The 17,212-nt window shown below is 40.9% G+C and carries 13 protein-coding genes; 4 read left to right on the top strand and 9 right to left on the bottom strand.

Annotation, left to right across the window (positions count from 1 at the left end):
- Positions 1-34 precede the first annotated feature (34 nt).
- The 3 genes from ABE099_RS14660 to ABE099_RS14650 form a co-directional block, all read right to left on the bottom strand.
- Positions 35-1,309: an L-threonylcarbamoyladenylate synthase gene (locus ABE099_RS14660; RefSeq protein WP_430031884.1), complete on the bottom strand. Its 1,275-nt coding sequence runs from the start codon at positions 1,307-1,309 to the stop codon at positions 35-37.
- Between the two features lie 51 nt (positions 1,310-1,360).
- Positions 1,361-1,999, bottom strand: coding sequence for a stage II sporulation protein R (gene spoIIR / locus ABE099_RS14655; protein ID WP_430031883.1), 639 nt, complete (start codon positions 1,997-1,999; stop codon positions 1,361-1,363).
- A gap of 170 nt (positions 2,000-2,169) precedes the next feature.
- Positions 2,170-3,348, bottom strand: coding sequence for an FtsW/RodA/SpoVE family cell cycle protein (locus ABE099_RS14650; protein WP_430031882.1), 1,179 nt, complete (start codon positions 3,346-3,348; stop codon positions 2,170-2,172).
- Between the two features lie 239 nt (positions 3,349-3,587).
- Here ABE099_RS14650 and ABE099_RS14645 point away from each other — a divergent pair, with 239 nt between their 5' ends.
- Together ABE099_RS14645 and ABE099_RS14640 are read left to right on the top strand one after the other, a co-directional pair.
- On the top strand, positions 3,588-4,706 hold the full coding sequence (locus tag ABE099_RS14645; RefSeq protein WP_430031881.1) for a C45 family autoproteolytic acyltransferase/hydolase: 1,119 nt from the start codon (positions 3,588-3,590) through the stop codon (positions 4,704-4,706).
- Positions 4,707-4,725: 19 nt separating this feature from the next.
- Positions 4,726-5,601, top strand: a complete 876-nt coding sequence (locus tag ABE099_RS14640) for an AraC family transcriptional regulator (protein ID WP_430031880.1) — start codon at positions 4,726-4,728, stop codon at positions 5,599-5,601.
- 566 nt (positions 5,602-6,167) lie between these two features.
- On the opposite strand, the gene ABE099_RS14635 is transcribed toward ABE099_RS14640, so the two are convergent.
- The 6 genes from ABE099_RS14635 to cls all read right to left on the bottom strand — a co-directional run bounded on the left by ABE099_RS14635 (position 6,168) and on the right by cls (position 12,738).
- Positions 6,168-6,779, bottom strand: coding sequence for a GNAT family N-acetyltransferase (locus ABE099_RS14635; RefSeq protein WP_430031879.1), 612 nt, complete (start codon positions 6,777-6,779; stop codon positions 6,168-6,170).
- Positions 6,780-6,803: 24 nt separating this feature from the next.
- Entirely contained in the window at positions 6,804-7,760 is a 957-nt protein-coding gene (prmC, locus tag ABE099_RS14630) for a peptide chain release factor N(5)-glutamine methyltransferase (protein ID WP_430031878.1), read from the bottom strand.
- A 4-nt stretch (positions 7,761-7,764) separates the two neighbouring features.
- The gene (gene prfA / locus ABE099_RS14625; protein ID WP_430031877.1) at positions 7,765-8,832 is read right to left on the bottom strand and encodes a peptide chain release factor 1; all 1,068 of its coding nucleotides are present in this window, start codon (positions 8,830-8,832) and stop codon (positions 7,765-7,767) included.
- Positions 8,833-8,920: 88 nt separating this feature from the next.
- Complete coding sequence (gene ychF / locus ABE099_RS14620; protein WP_430031876.1) at positions 8,921-10,021, bottom strand: redox-regulated ATPase YchF; 1,101 nt, start codon at positions 10,019-10,021, stop codon at positions 8,921-8,923.
- A gap of 160 nt (positions 10,022-10,181) precedes the next feature.
- The gene (fni, locus tag ABE099_RS14615) at positions 10,182-11,210 is read right to left on the bottom strand and encodes a type 2 isopentenyl-diphosphate Delta-isomerase (protein WP_430031875.1); all 1,029 of its coding nucleotides are present in this window, start codon (positions 11,208-11,210) and stop codon (positions 10,182-10,184) included.
- A gap of 19 nt (positions 11,211-11,229) precedes the next feature.
- Entirely contained in the window at positions 11,230-12,738 is a 1,509-nt protein-coding gene (cls, locus tag ABE099_RS14610) for a cardiolipin synthase (protein ID WP_430031874.1), read from the bottom strand.
- A 240-nt stretch (positions 12,739-12,978) separates the two neighbouring features.
- On the opposite strand from cls, the gene ABE099_RS14605 reads away from it, so the two are divergent.
- Positions 12,979-13,881 (top strand): TetR/AcrR family transcriptional regulator, encoded by a 903-nt coding sequence (locus ABE099_RS14605; protein WP_430031873.1) that lies wholly within the window; start codon positions 12,979-12,981, stop codon positions 13,879-13,881.
- Positions 13,882-13,963: 82 nt separating this feature from the next.
- Entirely contained in the window at positions 13,964-17,176 is a 3,213-nt protein-coding gene (locus ABE099_RS14600; protein ID WP_430031872.1) for an efflux RND transporter permease subunit, read from the top strand.
- The last annotated feature ends 36 nt before the right edge of the window (positions 17,177-17,212 follow it).

Genomic DNA, 17,212 nt, shown 5'->3' with positions numbered 1-17,212 from the left:
GGCGATCACTCTCCTTTCATTTTTTATATAAAAATTAAAGATCAACGATCCGATGGCCCGCCGCCTTTAACAACCGATTCATGATTGCAGCACCAACCCCTTGCTCTGGACAACCTTCTGCTAATATAAAAGTGACCTCTTGCTCGTCCATTGTTCTTAATGCATCGTACAACCGATGAGCCGCTGTCTCCAAATGCTTCATTGCCCCTAAAGAAACCACTACATCTGCATCATAGTTGGCAATCTGTTCTTCAAACGCAATTACACCTGTCTTTTCCTGTTGTGCCTTGGCTCGTGTTAGGCCTGCCTGAATATAAGCTGAAACCTGCTTAGGGTCATCCCCTCTGACAATGTATAATTGTCCACGCGGTGCGTAATGCTTGTATTTCATACCTGGTGACTTAGGTGCGATAGGAGCTTGTTCATGGTTCTTATTTGATGCATTTTCCATGAAGAAGCTTTTTATGTCATTTTCCAGTGTCCCGTCAGGGTTTAGGCTCGTTGTATCCATTAGCAGAGCTGGGTCCAACTTAACCTCACCTAAATGCAGATCAGACAATTGCTCCAATGTAATTCCACCTGGGCGAAGAATTGTAATATTTCCTTCTTTTTCCACCTGCACTACTGTAGATTCGACACCAACTCCCGTTGCTCCTCCATCGACGATACCAGAAATTGACCCTGCTAAATCCTCACCAACGTGTCTTGCTTTTGTTGGGCTTGGGCGACCAGAACGATTCGCACTTGGTGCTGCGATTGGGCAGTTAGACGCTGCTATAAGCTGTAATGCGATCTCATGATCAGGCATTCGTACCGCAACTGTAGATAATCCTGCTGTGACCAACGGCGAAACAGCCCCCTGCTTTACAGGGAGCACTAAGGTTAACGGTCCTGGCCAAAAATGCTGGATCAATACCTCTTCGGTTTTATTTATACCCATCACCAATTCAGCTAGCTGCTCTTTTTTCGCAATATGAACGATAAGGGGGTTGTCAGAGGGTCTACCCTTTGCAGTAAAAATACGTTGTACCGCCTCTGTATTTCTTGCATCTGCCCCAAGCCCATATACGGTTTCTGTCGGAAATGCAACAGTCCCGCCAAGCGCAAGCACCTCCGCCGCTTCAAGCATCGCCGCTCTAGCATCCTCTAGCTCACCTGAGCTGTCATCAAAATTTTCTTCTCCATGGCTTTCAAAGCTTGCATTTAAGGGCAACACATTCCACCAACGTGTCCCTCCCCAGCCTTGCTTGTCGATAGCCTTAAAATTATACTGTTCACCATTGTTATCTGTAATTGTCAATTCTATCATCCCGAATCTATGTCATTATAGTTTAATAATATTAGATTATAACACGAAGGATTAGGCAAACAAACCTGTAACCCATCCCCACAAGGAGGTAAGCATGTCCCAAAGGAAAAAGCGAACTTCTGTATTTTCTGCACTTGCTTGTGTACCATCAGTTACATTTGCAGCATCCGCAGAAGCTAATGCATCTCCACTTCCTGCATCTACGAAGCAAAGCGGCGGGAACAATACACACCACCAGTTTTTCCCTTCCCCTTTGCCTAAAGTTACTCTAACCGCCTCATAATCACCCGCTGGATAAACAGCACCCCCATACATTTTAGTAGGGAAAGGAACCTTACCTAACTCTACATGATAAGTATAGTTATACCCGCTTGATTTCAAAGTATTACCTACCGTCGTTTCGATTTCGGATAAATGAGAAGCAATCAGCTTACGAGCATGATCAACGTTTTGGGGTTCATCTAGCTGCTTCACCCACTCATTCATTTGTTCAACAACCGCATCACGCACACGGCGCTTCAATACTTGGTCCCCTGCCCCATCAGAGTTTGCTAAAATTCTAAGACGAATCGCATCACTCGGAATTTGGTTATCTACAACAGCAGCATCTATTTTTTGAGACTCCCATGACATCACTAGCATTAAAATGATAAATACGATAATTGCAGCTTGCTTTTTAGATGAATTCATAATTATAAGCACCCCTTCATCGCTTCATTGCTTTATGTTTTCAGTATGTCCAGCAATGAGGGGATCTAAACTAGTAATCTATTAAACTTTTAAAAGAGTTCAAAAAAAGAGCCATTACTGACACAGTAATCTGTGCTTGAAGTAATAGCTCCATCATTCTTCTCAGACATTTATACTTTGGACATTGTATAACCGGATTCGCTAACATGCTCCGCTTCTTTTTCGTTTCCATATATTTTGACACTCATCGCTATACCCATACAAGCCATATTAATGATCAGTGACGTACCGCCAAAGCTAATAAATGGCAACGTGATTCCTGTTAGTGGCATTAAGCCAATAAACATACCGATATTTTCAAAAATCTGATACAGCAGCATGGCTACAATACCGACAATGAGGTACGGCCCTGTATGGTCTCGCGATTCCAGACAAATCAAAATAAGTCGGTGAATAAGGACAAAATACAGTAATAGCAAAATCGACGAACCAATAAATCCAAATTCCTCTGCTACTACAACAAAAATAGAATCTGAATAGGTAAGGGGTACACGCTCAGACTGAACGGTTTCGCCCTTCATAAAGCCTTCACCTGTCATACCACCCGATGCGATCGCTAGCTTCGCATTTTTGGTGTGATAAATCGCTTTGGCTGTCGCCTTTTCTGGCACCAACCAAGGATCAATCCGTTCAACCCAGTGCTCACGTTTAATTTTCTCAAAATATTTATAGAGATCATCATGGTAGGTTTTATACGCAGTAATTCCTCCAAATAGGGAACCCGCAAAAATCACGAAGGCGATCAACGCATGAGTATACTTTACATTTCCAATCCACAGCATGCCAACTAGTATAACAAGGTAGCTGAGTGCATTTCCTAAGTCGTTTTGTGCCATTACAATGGCAAAAGGAATAAAGGTTATTAGACAAATCGGTAAGACGTCTCGCCAAAAAAGCAAGCTCTTTTTCCGTTTACGAATAAGGATATGAGCTAATGAAATAATGAGTACTAATTTAAAAAATTCGGCGGGCTGAAAGCTAATCCCCCCAGGCAAGGTCATCCAGCCTGTTGCATTATGGTACGTGTTACCAATAAACATAACGACGACGATCAATAACAGACCTACTCCGTAAATATACGGTGCATATTTCATATAGATTTTAAAATCAACTAATGAAATCCCAGCGAAGGCAACAAAACCTAACAAATAAAAACGAAGCATTTTTATATGATACCCATGATAGGCAGTGTTCATCGTTGCACTGTATAACACAGCTATACTGATCACCATTAATAATGCCAAAATAACTACAATGACAAAATCAATCTTTTTGAGCTTATTTAGCATTTGTATGTTCTCCTCCTAGCCACTAGCTCATTTCTGTTCTATTGTACGGCACAACGGTGCTTAAGTCTAATAACAAAAATGCCTTATTTTGATTTCATGGCTATTTCATTGCTTATGAATAATTAAACGAAAATAAACGCGGAAAAGTTTCAAATTGAGCTTTACAATTAAAAACAGCAGAAAATATCATGTACACCTCCCTTCTTAACGTTAAACTGAGGAAAAAGGAGGCAAACACCATGTTAAATATTCCAACCCATACACTTAATTTACAAGGTTCCAATTATGAGATCGGCTTTAAATTGGGGGCAATAGCTGCCCAAATCCCTGCACTCAAAGAGAGTCATACACGTCCACTTGAAGGCTTTGGCCAAGAACAGGTTCAAGAAGTAATGAACTTATTAGATAAGTGGTGTCCTGGAGTTACAGAAGAAATTCAAGGCTTCGCAGATGCACTAGAAGTGGATTCGGGACAAATCGCATACTATGCAATGACATATCTGATTCCGAGATGTAGTCAAATTGCTGTTCTACCAAGCATAACTGCACAAAATAAGCCTTTGTTAGCCCGTAACTATGAATTCAATCACCAAATTGAAGATTTTGTGCTCGTTAGAACTTCGGTGGGAGGCAAATATACACACATGGGTACTAGTACGATCGGCTTTGGGCGAGATGATGGATTTAATGAGCATGGACTTGCTGTTACCATGAGCGCTTGTGGATTCCCTGTAGGAGCTCTCCCCTTTATGCGTGCGCCAAAAATCAAAGGTCTTCATTTCTGGGCTGTCATTCGGGCTTTACTTGAGAATTGTAAGGATGTAGAAGAATGTCTAAAGTATATGAAGGGGATGCCAATTGCATGCAATATTAACCTTATGCTAGTAGATAAAAAGGGGAATGCAGCCTTAGTAGAAATAATAGATGGGCATCAGGCAACCAAATTGATTCATTCGGATACACTAGATCAATCCCTTTGGGCAACCAATCATCCCGTTTTCCCACAGTTATTTCCCCATGAGCCTATAGCAGCAGTTCACTCTCTGGTACGAGGCAAATGGATCGAGTCACAGTTAGAAGGGTTATCTGGGATAACCAGCGAGCATCTGAAGAATATGCTACTGTCTAAATATCCAGATGGGCTATGCTCTCATTACTTTGAGGACTTCTTTGGTACCACGAAAAGTATGGTGATTTCGCCCGCAGACGGTTTATTAGAACTATGTTGGGGTGGCCGAGCAGAGAATGGGTGGAGAACATATGATATTAAGCAGCCCTTACCAGATTCGATAAACCATATTCAAATTATTATGGAGAAAGCACCTAAAGAGATGTTTCAAGTTCATAATTTAATGTAATTAAAAGAGGAGGACTCCTGTGGACTATCGATTAACTTTAGAGCAGGCCATTGTATATATTGAGGAAAATCTCGGTGGGACAATTAAGGTAGAGGAGGTTGCGAAGGCGGCGGGCTACTCATATTATCATTTGAACCGTCAATTCACTGCCATATTAGGTGAAAGCATCGGAAGTTACATTAAGAAGCGACGTCTAGCGAATAGCGCACAGAGCTTGCTATTTACTAATAAAAAGATTATAGACATTGCCCTTGAAAGCGGCTTTGAATCTCCCGAGTCTTATAGTCGCGCCTTTAAATTTATATACAAGGTTAGTCCACAGGAATACCGTATCAATCGACTTGAAACGTTTGTTGGATCTAAAATTGAGCTGCGTCCCCACTTATTGGAGCATATTACTTCGAATGTTACTGTACATCCTGAGATTGTAGAGATTCCTGAGATTAAAGTGGCTGGAATACGTGGAGAGACTTCACTTAAGGACAATAAAATCGCTATGTTATGGCAGCATTTTTTTAGAATGCATACTCAAATTCCCCACCTCTCTATGCCACAGCGTTGTTTTGGTATCTGTGAAGCTTGTAACGAGAACGATATATATTCAATGAGTCCTGAAATACGATATACAGAGGTTGTGGGTATAGAGGTAGACTCTTTTAATGGGCTTCCTGAAAATTTTGTTCAAAAGACGATTACAGGTGGACGTTACGCTGTATTCACGCATAAAGGCTCTATACATAATCTTCTCCAAACCTTCAATTATATTTGGGGGACATGGCTGCTTAACACCAAGGAGGAGGTGGATGATCGAGAGGATTTAGAGTTATATGATCACCGATACTTAGGTTATGATCATCCTGATTCTATGATAGATTTATACATTCCAATAAAATAGCCCTGTTTAAGTGCATAATAAAGTACGGGGACTAATTTTACTCGTGACTAGTTCCCTTTTTGAAATACACGAAAATAGCTAAAGCAGTAATAAGTACAGAATATAAATTTGTTATTAGCATGTTTTTATAGAATATTGTAACCACATCTAAAATACCTCCAAAAACTAAACTACTTACAAAGATATAATCATATTTTGTGATTTTAGATGTATTTATCAAAAACAACGCATAACTTATTATTCCGTAAGCTAAACCACTTGACTCACTACTTGTTATCAAGTTAATCACAGTGATCAAAAAAAATAAAACTAAAATAGTTATAACAAGTTTACTATTTAGCTTAAACATGCACACCAGCCCCTTCTCCTATTTAATAAGATAAACTAATTATCAAATATTTATATTCAAAAGTTTCTAAAATTTACATTTATTTAATACTAACACCAATCCCTTACTTTCCTTGTGACAATAATCATTATTTTGATTTACATCAAAAAAAGAGCCATGCAAATACGTATCACATGACCCTTTTTATCATTTTATTAACATCTATGTTCCTAAAGTATTAACGAATATGTTCTGCTCTCAGCTTAGACAACACGAGTATGTCCACAAAGCTTCCTTTTTCAAATTCATGTTGTCTTAGTAGCCCTTCACGGGAAAACCCGAGCTTTTCTAACAACCGTTGTGAAGCCATATTTTCGGGTGTGACTTTGGCTTCAATTTTATTTAAGCCTATTTGTTCAAAGCCAAACGTAGCGACTTCCTGTATAACCTCTTTCATTAGCCCTTTTCCCCAATAGTCCTCTAGCAGATCATAACCAAGCTCAGCCCGAAAATGCTCAGACTCATAACCTAAAAATCCACAAGTGCCAATCGCTCTGCCAGAATCTCGATCCTCGATAATCCAGCGAAGCCCTGTTTTGTTTTTAAAAATGGAACGATACCAGCTGATCTCTCCCTCAGCATCCTCTATTGATGTGAAGATATCCAGAGGTAAAAATTCCACCACCTTAGGATTTCCATACAATTCTAACAGCAAAACATGATCCTCGTCCGTTGCTTTCCTTAAAATACAACGTTCTGTATGAAGCATAGGAAATTTATCAAAATGAAATTGTGTAGCAGATGTTTGTTTCGTGTTCATGCTTACATTCTCATTCAAATCTAGATTCATACTGACATCCCCTACCTTTTCCTCTTAAATAAGTCCAATTACATGTCGCTCTATATCCGCAAGATCACGTATAATGCGAATTTCTCTGAACAGTCCTGTCTCCTTTAATAACGTAGCTACCTCTCTTGCTTGTCCCATTCCAAGCTCAAAGCCGATTACTTTAGGAGGTTGCGCCAGCAAAGGGAGCTGCTCCATCATGATTCGGTATGGATTTAGTCCATCATCCCCACCATCCAGTGCACCTCTAGGCTCATAATCGCGTACCTCTGGCTGTAGCTCCTCGATATCAGAAGCTGGAATATACGGAGGATTGGAAATAATAATATCCACGAGCTCACCTGCAAAGGGAGCTAACAAGTCCCCTTGACGAAATGAAACTTCGAGTCCAAGTGTAGCCACATTTTCACGCGCTACTTGGAGTGCTTCAGGAGAAATGTCACTTGCCTCTACCTGCCACTGTGGACGTAGATGCTTCACCGCTGCCGCAATGGCGCCACTCCCTGTGCCGATGTCCACCACTTTGGGAAAAGGCTGGGCATCAAATTGATCGAGCTTTACTTCTCTTAATGATGCTATTGATGAGGAAGTAGTTGCAGACGATCTCCGTCGCGACCACACCTCATCCCCCGCCTGAATCACAGCTTCAACAAGCAATTCTGTTTCTGGACGTGGAATTAGTACCGCAGACGTTACCTTGAAGGGTAGCCCATAAAACTCCTGCTCCCCAATAATATATTGAGCAGGCTCTCCCTTCGCTTTACGCTCAATAACTTCTTCCCACACCTTCAATTTATCCTGCGGAAAAGGATCACGAAGCGCAGCTAAATAAGCTGCACCTGACAGACCCAACACATGTCTAAGCAGTAGCTCTACATTAGATTTAGTCTCACTCACACCTGCCCGCTCTAAAAAAGAAGAAGCCTCATTTCGGGCTTCAGCAATATTGAGCGAATCAGATAACGTATATCTGTAATCGTTCAATGAGTTATTCTCCTTTATCCATCAATTCTGCTTGCTCTGCAATGGTTAATGCAGATACAAACTCATTAATTTCACCGTTCATCACAGAATCCAATTTATGCAAAGTTAAACCGATACGATGATCCGTTACGCGACTTTGTGGATAGTTGTAAGTACGAATACGTTCACTACGATCTCCTGTACCCACTTTACTTTTCCGTTCACCCGCATATTTGGCTTCCTCTTCTTGACGCATCATATCAGAGATACGCGCACGAAGCACCTGTAATGCTTTATCTTTATTAGAGTTTTGAGATTTGCCATCCTGACAAGTTGCCACAATTCCTGTAGGAATATGCGTTACACGTACCGCTGATTTGGTTGTATTAACGGACTGTCCACCTGCACCACTCGAACAAAATGTGTCAACACGAATATCTTTGTCCAAGATTTCAATGTCGACCTCTTCTGCTTCAGGCATTACCGCTACCGTTGAAGTTGAAGTATGAATACGTCCACCTGATTCTGTCGCAGGAATACGTTGCACACGGTGTGCACCACTTTCGTATTTCATTTTGCTGTAAGCGCCACGTCCGTTAATCATGAAAATGACCTCTTTGAATCCACCAAGATCACTTTCATTCACATCCATCAAGTCAACCTTCCAGCCTTGCGTATCTGCAAAACGTGTATACATCCGGTACAGGTCCGCTGCAAATAATGCCGCCTCATCCCCACCAGCTGCACCACGGATTTCCACAATAACGTTTTTATCGTCATTAGGATCTTTAGGGAGCAACAGCACACGAATGGATTCTTCTAGCTCACGTTGTCTTGTACTCAGCTCATCAATCTCCATTTTTACCATTTCACGCATCTCGTCATCTAGCTTTTCTGCTTGCATTGCTTTTGCAGCTTCTAGCTCTGACATGACATTTTTATATTCCGTATAAGCTTCATACGCAGGCTGTAAATCAGATTGCTCCTTGGAGTAATCTCTTAGCTTCTTCGTATCACTAGCTACATCGGGATCACATAATAATTCGCTCAGCTTCTCATAGCGATCAGCTAAGGATTGAAGTCGGTCCAACAAGGAAGATCACCTCACCTTAACATTTCCTGATGTCAACGTACCCTCACCAATCAACTGGGAGGGTAGACGACTTTTAATTATATCATAATTATACGTTAAAACGGAAGTGCATAACATCGCCATCTTGCACAATATATTCCTTACCTTCTAAGCGTAATTGTCCACGTTCCTTCGCACCATTCATGCTACCTGCTGCAAGTAGATCGTCATAGGAGACTACTTCTGCACGAATAAAGCCACGCTCGAAGTCAGAGTGAATGACACCTGCTGCGCCAGGTGCTTTTGTTCCTTTACGGATCGTCCAAGCACGAACCTCTTGCACACCAGCTGTAAAGTAAGTGTAAAGACCTAACAGACGATATGCAGCTTGAATCAAACGATCAAGACCAGATGCAGATAAGCCAAGCTCCTCTAGGAACATCTCTTTATCTTCGCCTTCTAGCTCAGCAATTTCGGCTTCTACCTTCGCACTAATTGGCACAACCTCTGCCCCTTCAGCAGCCGCAAATTCCTTCACTTGCTGTACATAAGGGTTACCTTCTGTGTTCGCAACTTCACCTTCACTTACATTTGCCGCATACAATACAGGCTTTAAGGTTAACAAGTGCAAATCACGAATAATAAGCAATTCGTCGTCCGTTAATTCTACACTACGTGCAGGCTGATCATTATAAAGGGCTTCCTTCACACGCTCCAGCACTTCAACCTCTTGAGCAAACTGCTTGTTGCCACCCTTCATATTTTTACGCGTACGGTCAATTTTTTTCTCTACACTATCCAAGTCAGCTAAAATTAACTCAAGATTAATCGTTTGGATATCACTAATCGGATTTATTTTACCATCAACATGGGTAATATTCTCATCTTCAAAGCATCTAACTACATGTACAATCGCATCCACTTCACGAATATGAGCAAGAAACTTGTTACCAAGACCTTCCCCTTTACTTGCACCACGCACTAAACCTGCGATATCTACAAATTCAAATGCAGTAGGTACAGTACGATTAGGCACAACAAGCTCCGTTAATTTATCAAGACGCTCATCTGGAACCTCCACGACACCAACGTTAGGGTCGATCGTACAAAACGGATAGTTTGCAGATTCTGCACCTGCTTGTGTGATTGCGTTAAACAGTGTAGATTTCCCAACGTTAGGCAAACCTACAATTCCTGCTTTTAAAGCCATAAGAACTGACAACTCCTCATTAATCTGATTTATCTAAACTATTTTACATTATATCGGATGATTTCACGCTAACTTGTACGTTTTTGCTTATCCTCTTCAATCATAGTACATATCTAGCTCATATATTTCAAGGAAGATTTTATTCCAAGTTAAACAAACATTATTCTAAGCGTACTAATCTTGGTGTATGGCGCAAGTCCTCGATTTGCTCTGCACCAATCCCAAACATTGCAATCCGTAGCTCTAGCTCAATCCGCTCTAGCACTGCATCTAGCGCTTCTTCCGACTCCACCGCAGCAGCAAGTAGCGATCTCCCTAAGCCTACAACATCTGCGCCAAGCGCAATCGCTTTAGCAACATCAACCCCTGTACGTATGCCCCCACTTCCAATGAGCGCAACCTCTGGCAGCGCAGCCCTTACTTCACGAATACAGTTCGCCGTTGGAATTCCCCAATCTGCAAAAGCCTCCGCAGCCGCTTGACGAACAACATCATCGCCTCGAAACTTCTCAACTTGACTCCAAGACGTTCCTCCTGCACCAGCTACATCAATAAATGAAACACCTGCATTATACAATCGTTTTGCAGTATCCGTATCAATTCCCCAGCCTACTTCCTTTACCCCAATTGGGATGGGAAGAGCAGAACATAATGCTTCAATTTGTTGTAACAGTCCTTTAAAGGAGGTGTTCCCCTCTGGCTGAAATACTTCCTGCATACTATTGAGGTGCAACACAAGCATATCGGCTTCGGTGATGTTTATGGCACTCATACAATCATCAATGCCAAACCCGTAATTAAACTGAACTGCGCCAATGTTCGCAATTACAGGAACATCCGGCGCAAATCGCCGAACCTGAAAGGTGGAGGCAAGATCACGGTTTTCGACAGCTGCACGTACAGAACCTACGCCAAGACTCCATCCACGCTGTTGTGCTGCCTTCGCTAACCGCTCATTAATCATTCCTGCCAGTTCACTACCACCTGTCATTGAGCTCATTAGCAATGGGGTACGTATCCGCGCCCCTAAAAAGCTTGTCCCAAGTTCAATATCATCAAAATTTATTTCAGGCAGGGCATTATGTCTAAAGCGATACCGTTCCAGTCCATTTTGAATGCCTTGTGCAGCGACCTGCTCATTTAAACAAATACGGATATGCTCCGTTTTTCTCTTTTCCGTCTCATTCATGTACGATTTCCTCCTTGCACTATAACAGTGGAGACATCAAACGTGCTGCCGATTCCATGAAGCGAACCATAATCCGTTTCCGTTTAATATCCTCAGGTCGCAGTAGCTTCGCTGATAATAAATCACGTTGGAAATCCTTAACCACCTTATCCACCGTATCCGTTCCAACGAGTAACGCATTAACCTCGAAGTTCAAATGGAAGCTACGCATATCCATATTTGCAGTCCCAACTGTTGCAACTTCGCCATCCGCAATCAATATTTTAGAATGTAAAAAACCTTTCTCATATTCAAAAATTTTAACACCTGCTTCAAGTAAACTTGGAAAATAGGAATGTGAAGCAAGGAAGGGTAACCATTTGTCAGGTCTTGCAGGGAACAAAATGCTGACATCCAGCCCCGATAACGCCGCCATTCGCAAAGCGCTTAAAATATCATCATCAGGTATAAAATAAGGTGTTGCTAGCCAAACTGATTTTTTTGCGGTCGTAATCATGGAGAAAAATATATTTTTAAGTGTACTGCTCTCATTATCAGGTCCACTTGGTATGATTTGTACAGCACCCATCTCACCTAGTCGTGGGACAGGGGCGAAATATTTCAGATCCATAATTTTTTCACCGGTGACATATTGCCAATCCTGTAAAAATATAATTTGCAGCGAACGAACGGCTTCGCCCTTCACTAACATATGGGTGTCACGCCAGAAGCCATACGTTTTATTCCGACTTAAGTACTCATCACCTACATTAAGTCCACCAATGAATCCGGTATCCCCATCAATCACAACAATTTTGCGGTGATTTCGATAGTTTACGCGGCTGGATAACGCAAGAAAACGAACCTCGCCAAAAATACCTACAGATACACCAGCATCTCTAAGCTCCTTAACAAAGGCTTCTGGCAAGCCGATACTCCCGACAGCATCATACATAAATCTAACTTCAACCCCAGCACGTGCACGTTCGATCAATGTTTTTTGGATTTCACGTCCAATCATGTCTGCGCGATAAATGTAATATTCCATATGAATATGATGTTTAGCCTGTTTTAGCTCTTGTAAGAGCGAAGTAAACGTCTCTTCCCCATTCGTTAACACCTGCGTAGTTGTTGCCATTGAAAATGGCGTTCTAGCTATTCGCTGAGATAATTGTAGGAGCCGTTGTTGTTCGGGTGTAAATTGCGATAAGTCACGCGGAGCTAAGTTTCCAGGACGATCAAGAGCCTCATAGCTTTTGCGATCCTCTTGTGCCTTTTTATCAAATTTCCGACGTTTAAAATAATTTTGCCCTAAGAAGAAATATAAAATAAGTCCAACCACGGGCAAAAGTGCTAATAGGAGCATCCAAGTAACAGTACTGGAGGGATTACGGTTTTCCATGAAAATGGCAAGTCCGATCGTGATCACAGTTAAGGTCTGAAAAATACTTAATAAGGTCCCACCAAAACTACCAAAAACCCCAAAACCAAAATAATAAAAGGCAAATAATGTAGCCACAATTAAAGTAATCTGTAATCCTCGCCTCATTAGAAGCCCCCTCTGTCTTTATGTCATATATGCCAATACGATTATCGTATCTGTTCGTTTCATTAATCTCAATTAATTTCATAAATCTCAATTTAATTGCAATAGATTTATTGTACAGTAACATTGTCCTTCTTCCTAGAGGTTGTATGCCATTGATATTCATAAAATTTTGTAATATAATTTTTTTGACTAATGAGTCATGTATAGAACCGACTAGTCAGAAAGGGTGATGATTGTACCTTGATCAGTAAGTCAGAAGATAAAAAAAGTCTGATATTACGAACAGCCATGCAGCTTTTTTCGAGTAAAGGCGTTGCGTTAACGTCGATGCAGGAAATTGCAAAAGCTTGTGGTGTATCTAAAGGAAGCCTGTATCTACATTTTAAATCGAAGGAAGAACTAGAGAAAAGTATTCATATGTATTGCTTTGAAATGCTAAAAAACCAGCTTAGACTTGTGGAACAAGAGCAAGGGCTTAATCCAAGACAAAGATTCACGCGTTATATCGAAGTCATTTTGGAGCTCGTTCTAGAGTTAAAGGACTTGATCGTGAACTACTCTCGCGAAATTATGGCAAATGGCAAAAGTCCATCTGGGGAGATGCTGATGCATCAAGAGCAATTAAAGCAGCTTACTGGCTACTTTATCGATCATCTTATTAAAATGTATGGTGAGAAGGTTTCGCCTTATACTTTAGATTTACTCACCATTATATATGGGCTGCTCTTTACCTATATCAACCTTTTTCTCGATGCAGAGGTGAAAATTGGTACACAGCAAATGGCTGAGTTTGCAACAGATATTTTAGATATTTCAGCAAATGGAGCAATTGACAAACAAATTAAGCCCCTGATTTCATCACAAATGATTCACGAGTGGTTTAATTCCTCTAGCTCCAAGCTCAGCTTCAAAAGACATCCGTTGCTTATTTTAAAGGATATCAAGCATGTACTTAAACAAGGACCGATAAACAATGAGATCCAGCAGGCGATTGAATCGGTCGCCATCTTGGAGCTTGAATTGCAGCAGCTTAAGCCTAGAAGAGCCATTATTTCAGGTATGCTTGCTAATATTAGTCAATTCCCTGAGACACATACTTATATTCAAGAGCTTCAACAATTACTTGATTCATACTTTTTGTAAAAATTCCAAGTAAGACTAAATCAGCATTAAAGAGAAAAAAATCAACACGCTTAAAGCAAGCGAGAGGAGTTACCCTACTGTGATGAAAAATTTAATTCAGTTCTCTTTGAAAAATAAGTTTGCCATTTGGCTGCTTACGATCATTGTAACTGCTGTGGGTCTATACAGTGGACTTACGATGAAGCAAGAGATACTACCGAATATCAACGTGCCTTATTTGAACATTACAACTGTTTACCCTGGTGCTGCACCAGAAGGTGTCGTAAAGGACATATCTAAGCCACTTGAACAAAAGCTCCATGGGGTTGAAGGCGTAAAAACATTGACCTCTACCTCGATGGAAAACGTGTCATCTGTACTTATTGAGTTTGAATATGATACGAACCTAGATAACGCTACCGCAACGGTACGTGAGGTTTTAAATGAATTCGTATTACCTGATGGTGCTAAAAAACCACAAATCTCACGCTTTAGCATGAACTCCATGCCAGTTGCGACACTTAGCTTATCCGATAAGGATTCTTCTGATTTAGAGAAGCTTACTCGTACTGCCGAAAATGAAATTGTGCCTAAGCTTGAAGATGCAAGTGGCGTCGCTGCTGTTCAGCTATTAGGTAACTATAATAAGGAAGTTGTCCTTTCTTTTAATAAAGAAAAAATGAAGCAGCTTGGACTTGACGAGGATACCGTGAAAGGGATCGTTCAAGGCTCTGTATTACGTGCCCCACTTGGTTTATTTGAGATGGAGGATGCACAAAAAGCTGTCGTAGTTGATGGCGATATTATCACAATTGATAATCTAAAAAATCTTGAAATCCCTTATATGCCTACCCAAGACCCTCGTACACAAGGAATGCAAAACCCTCAAAGTGCTCAAGGTGCACAAGGAATGCCAAATGCTGAAGGATCACAGGGTGCACAAGGAGCGCAAGGTGCGGCTCAAGGGGCTCAAGCAAACCAAATGCCTCAAGGCGCAATTCCTACAGGTATTCCAACTGTAAAATTAAGTGAAATTGCTAAAATTGAAACAGTCAAGAAGGTCCACTCCATTTCTCGTACAAATGGAAAAGACGCGATTGGTATCCAAGTTGTAAAATCTAACGATGCAAATACTGTAGAAGTGGTTAACGCAGTAAAGGATACCATTGATCGGCTTGGTAAAGATTATCCGAGCGTACAATTTAATGTCATTATGGATCAAGGTCAACCTGTAACTGATTCTGTAAATACGATGTTATCTAAAGCATTATTTGGTGCGATTTTTGCAATATTTATTATTTTAATCTTTTTACGCGATATTCGTTCAACTATTATCTCTATTATTTCAATTCCACTTTCCTTGTTAATTGCTGTATTAGCCTTAAAGGAAATGGACATTTCTTTGAATATGATGACGCTTGGCGCAATGACCGTAGCTATTGGTCGGGTAGTGGATGACTCGATTGTCGTCATTGAAAACGTGTATCGTCGCCTTTCATTAAAAAATGAGAAGATAAAAGGCGGAGAGCTGATTATTGATGCTACACGTGAAATGCTTGTCCCAATCTTATCTTCAACAATTGTAACTATCGCCGTATTCCTTCCATTAGCTTACGTTAGTGGGATGGTAGGGGCACTATTTAAACCATTTGCATTAACGATGGTATTCTCACTACTAGCCTCCTTTGTTGTTGCGATTACGCTTGTGCCTGCACTTGCACATACTTTATTCCGTAGAGGGGTTAAGGGTAAGCAACATAATCATGAAGGTAAGCCACGTGGTCTTGCAAAACAATATCAAAAAATATTAAACTGGAGCCTTTCTCATAAGCTAATTACGTTTGGTGCTGCAATTATTTTACTAATTGGTAGTGCGGCATTGTACCCACTTATCGGGGTTAGCTTTATTCCCGAGCAAGGTGACAAATATGCAATCGTTGCTTATACACCAGGCCCTGGGGATACTTTAGAAGACGTACAGGACAAAATGCTTAAGGCTGAGAAATATGTATTGAAGCAAAAAGATGTAGAAAAAGTACAATATTCAATTGGTGGAGGAAACCAATTAACAATGGCGTCCGCTAATAGTAAATCTGCTCTATTTTTTGTTGGTTATCACAGCGATGTAAAAGACTTCGAAAATGTGAAGAAAGAATTAATCGCTGGCCTTGAAACAGAGGTTCCAAAGGGGACTTGGGCGGATAATTCTGCAGCAATGTTTAGTGGATTTACCGGAAATGGCTTAACTGTTAATGTGTTTGGCGATAACTTAAAGGATATTGAACCGGTATCTGAGCAAATTTTGACTTGGCTTAAGGAAGATACCAAAACATTTGAAAAGGCAAAAACAAGTCTATCAACTTCCTATGAGCAATACACAATCGTAGCCAATCAACAGAAGCTAAGTAGTCTTGGCTTAACCGCAGGGCAGATTGCAATGAAGCTAAGCCCTGAACGTGAACGTCCTGTGCTCACCAATGTTGAGGTGGATGGCAAGGAATATAAAGTTTATGTAAATGCTGATAGTGAAGCTTATTCTTCCATTAAGGATATGGAAAATGCAACAATCACCTCTCCACTAGGAATGGAAGTAAAAATTAAAGATGTTGCTAAAATTGAAAAAGGAACATCACCAAACTCCATTATGCGTATAGGTGGAAAAATGGTTGTAACCGTTAATGCAAATATTTTAACTGATAATGTTCAATCTGCTTCTGATAGTATCTCAAAAAAAATCGATACGTTGAAGCTTCCTGAAGGCGTTAAAGTAACCTTTGGTGGGGTAACTGAGCAAATCGCAGATACATTTGGTCAATTAGGAATTGCGATGATCGCTGCGGTTGCGATCGTTTACTTCATCCTAGTTGTTACCTTTGGTGGCGGGCTTGCACCATTTGCAGTCTTGTTCTCATTACCGTTTATTATTATCGGTGCGATGATAGCTTTACTGCTTGCGGGCGAAACGATCAACGTCTCCGCACTTATGGGCGTTCTCATGCTCATTGGGATCGTAGTAACAAATGCGATTGTCCTTGTTGACCGCGTCATTCATAAAGAGCGTGAGGGCTTATCTACACGCGAAGCGTTGCTAGAAGCAGGAGCTACACGTCTACGGCCAATTCTAATGACGGCTTTAGCAACGATCGGAGCATTGCTACCGTTAATTACAGGATTAGAGCGTAGTGCAGGGATTATTTCTAAGGGACTAGGGGTCACTGTAATTGGTGGTCTAATAAGTTCCACTCTGTTAACGCTAGTTATTGTACCTATCGTTTATGAATTCCTGATGGGCTTCAAAAAGCGCACAGCTAAATAGTGATTTGCAATAGACTCTCATATTTTTCAATAAAAT

The organism is Paenibacillus turicensis (assembly GCF_050461185.1).
Classification (GTDB): domain Bacteria; phylum Bacillota; class Bacilli; order Paenibacillales; family Paenibacillaceae; genus Fontibacillus; species Fontibacillus turicensis_A.
This window is presented reverse-complemented; position numbering and strand designations above follow the sequence as displayed.

Bases quoted from the DNA above. Each gene is read 5' to 3' on its own strand.
- ABE099_RS14600 (WP_430031872.1), top strand. From the start codon at position 13,964: ATGAAAAATTTAATTCAGTTCTCTTTGAAAAATAAGTTTGCCATTTGG.
- ABE099_RS14645 (WP_430031881.1), top strand. From the start codon at position 3,588: ATGTTAAATATTCCAACCCATACACTTAATTTACAAGGTTCCAATTAT.
- cls (WP_430031874.1), bottom strand. From the start codon at position 12,738: ATGAGGCGAGGATTACAGATTACTTTAATTGTGGCTACATTATTTGCC.
- ABE099_RS14650 (WP_430031882.1), bottom strand. From the start codon at position 3,348: ATGCTAAATAAGCTCAAAAAGATTGATTTTGTCATTGTAGTTATTTTG.
- ABE099_RS14660 (WP_430031884.1), bottom strand. From the start codon at position 1,309: ATGATAGAATTGACAATTACAGATAACAATGGTGAACAGTATAATTTT.
- fni (WP_430031875.1), bottom strand. From the start codon at position 11,210: ATGAATGAGACGGAAAAGAGAAAAACGGAGCATATCCGTATTTGTTTA.
- ABE099_RS14635 (WP_430031879.1), bottom strand. From the start codon at position 6,779: ATGAATCTAGATTTGAATGAGAATGTAAGCATGAACACGAAACAAACA.
- spoIIR (WP_430031883.1), bottom strand. From the start codon at position 1,999: ATGAATTCATCTAAAAAGCAAGCTGCAATTATCGTATTTATCATTTTA.
- ychF (WP_430031876.1), bottom strand. From the start codon at position 10,021: ATGGCTTTAAAAGCAGGAATTGTAGGTTTGCCTAACGTTGGGAAATCT.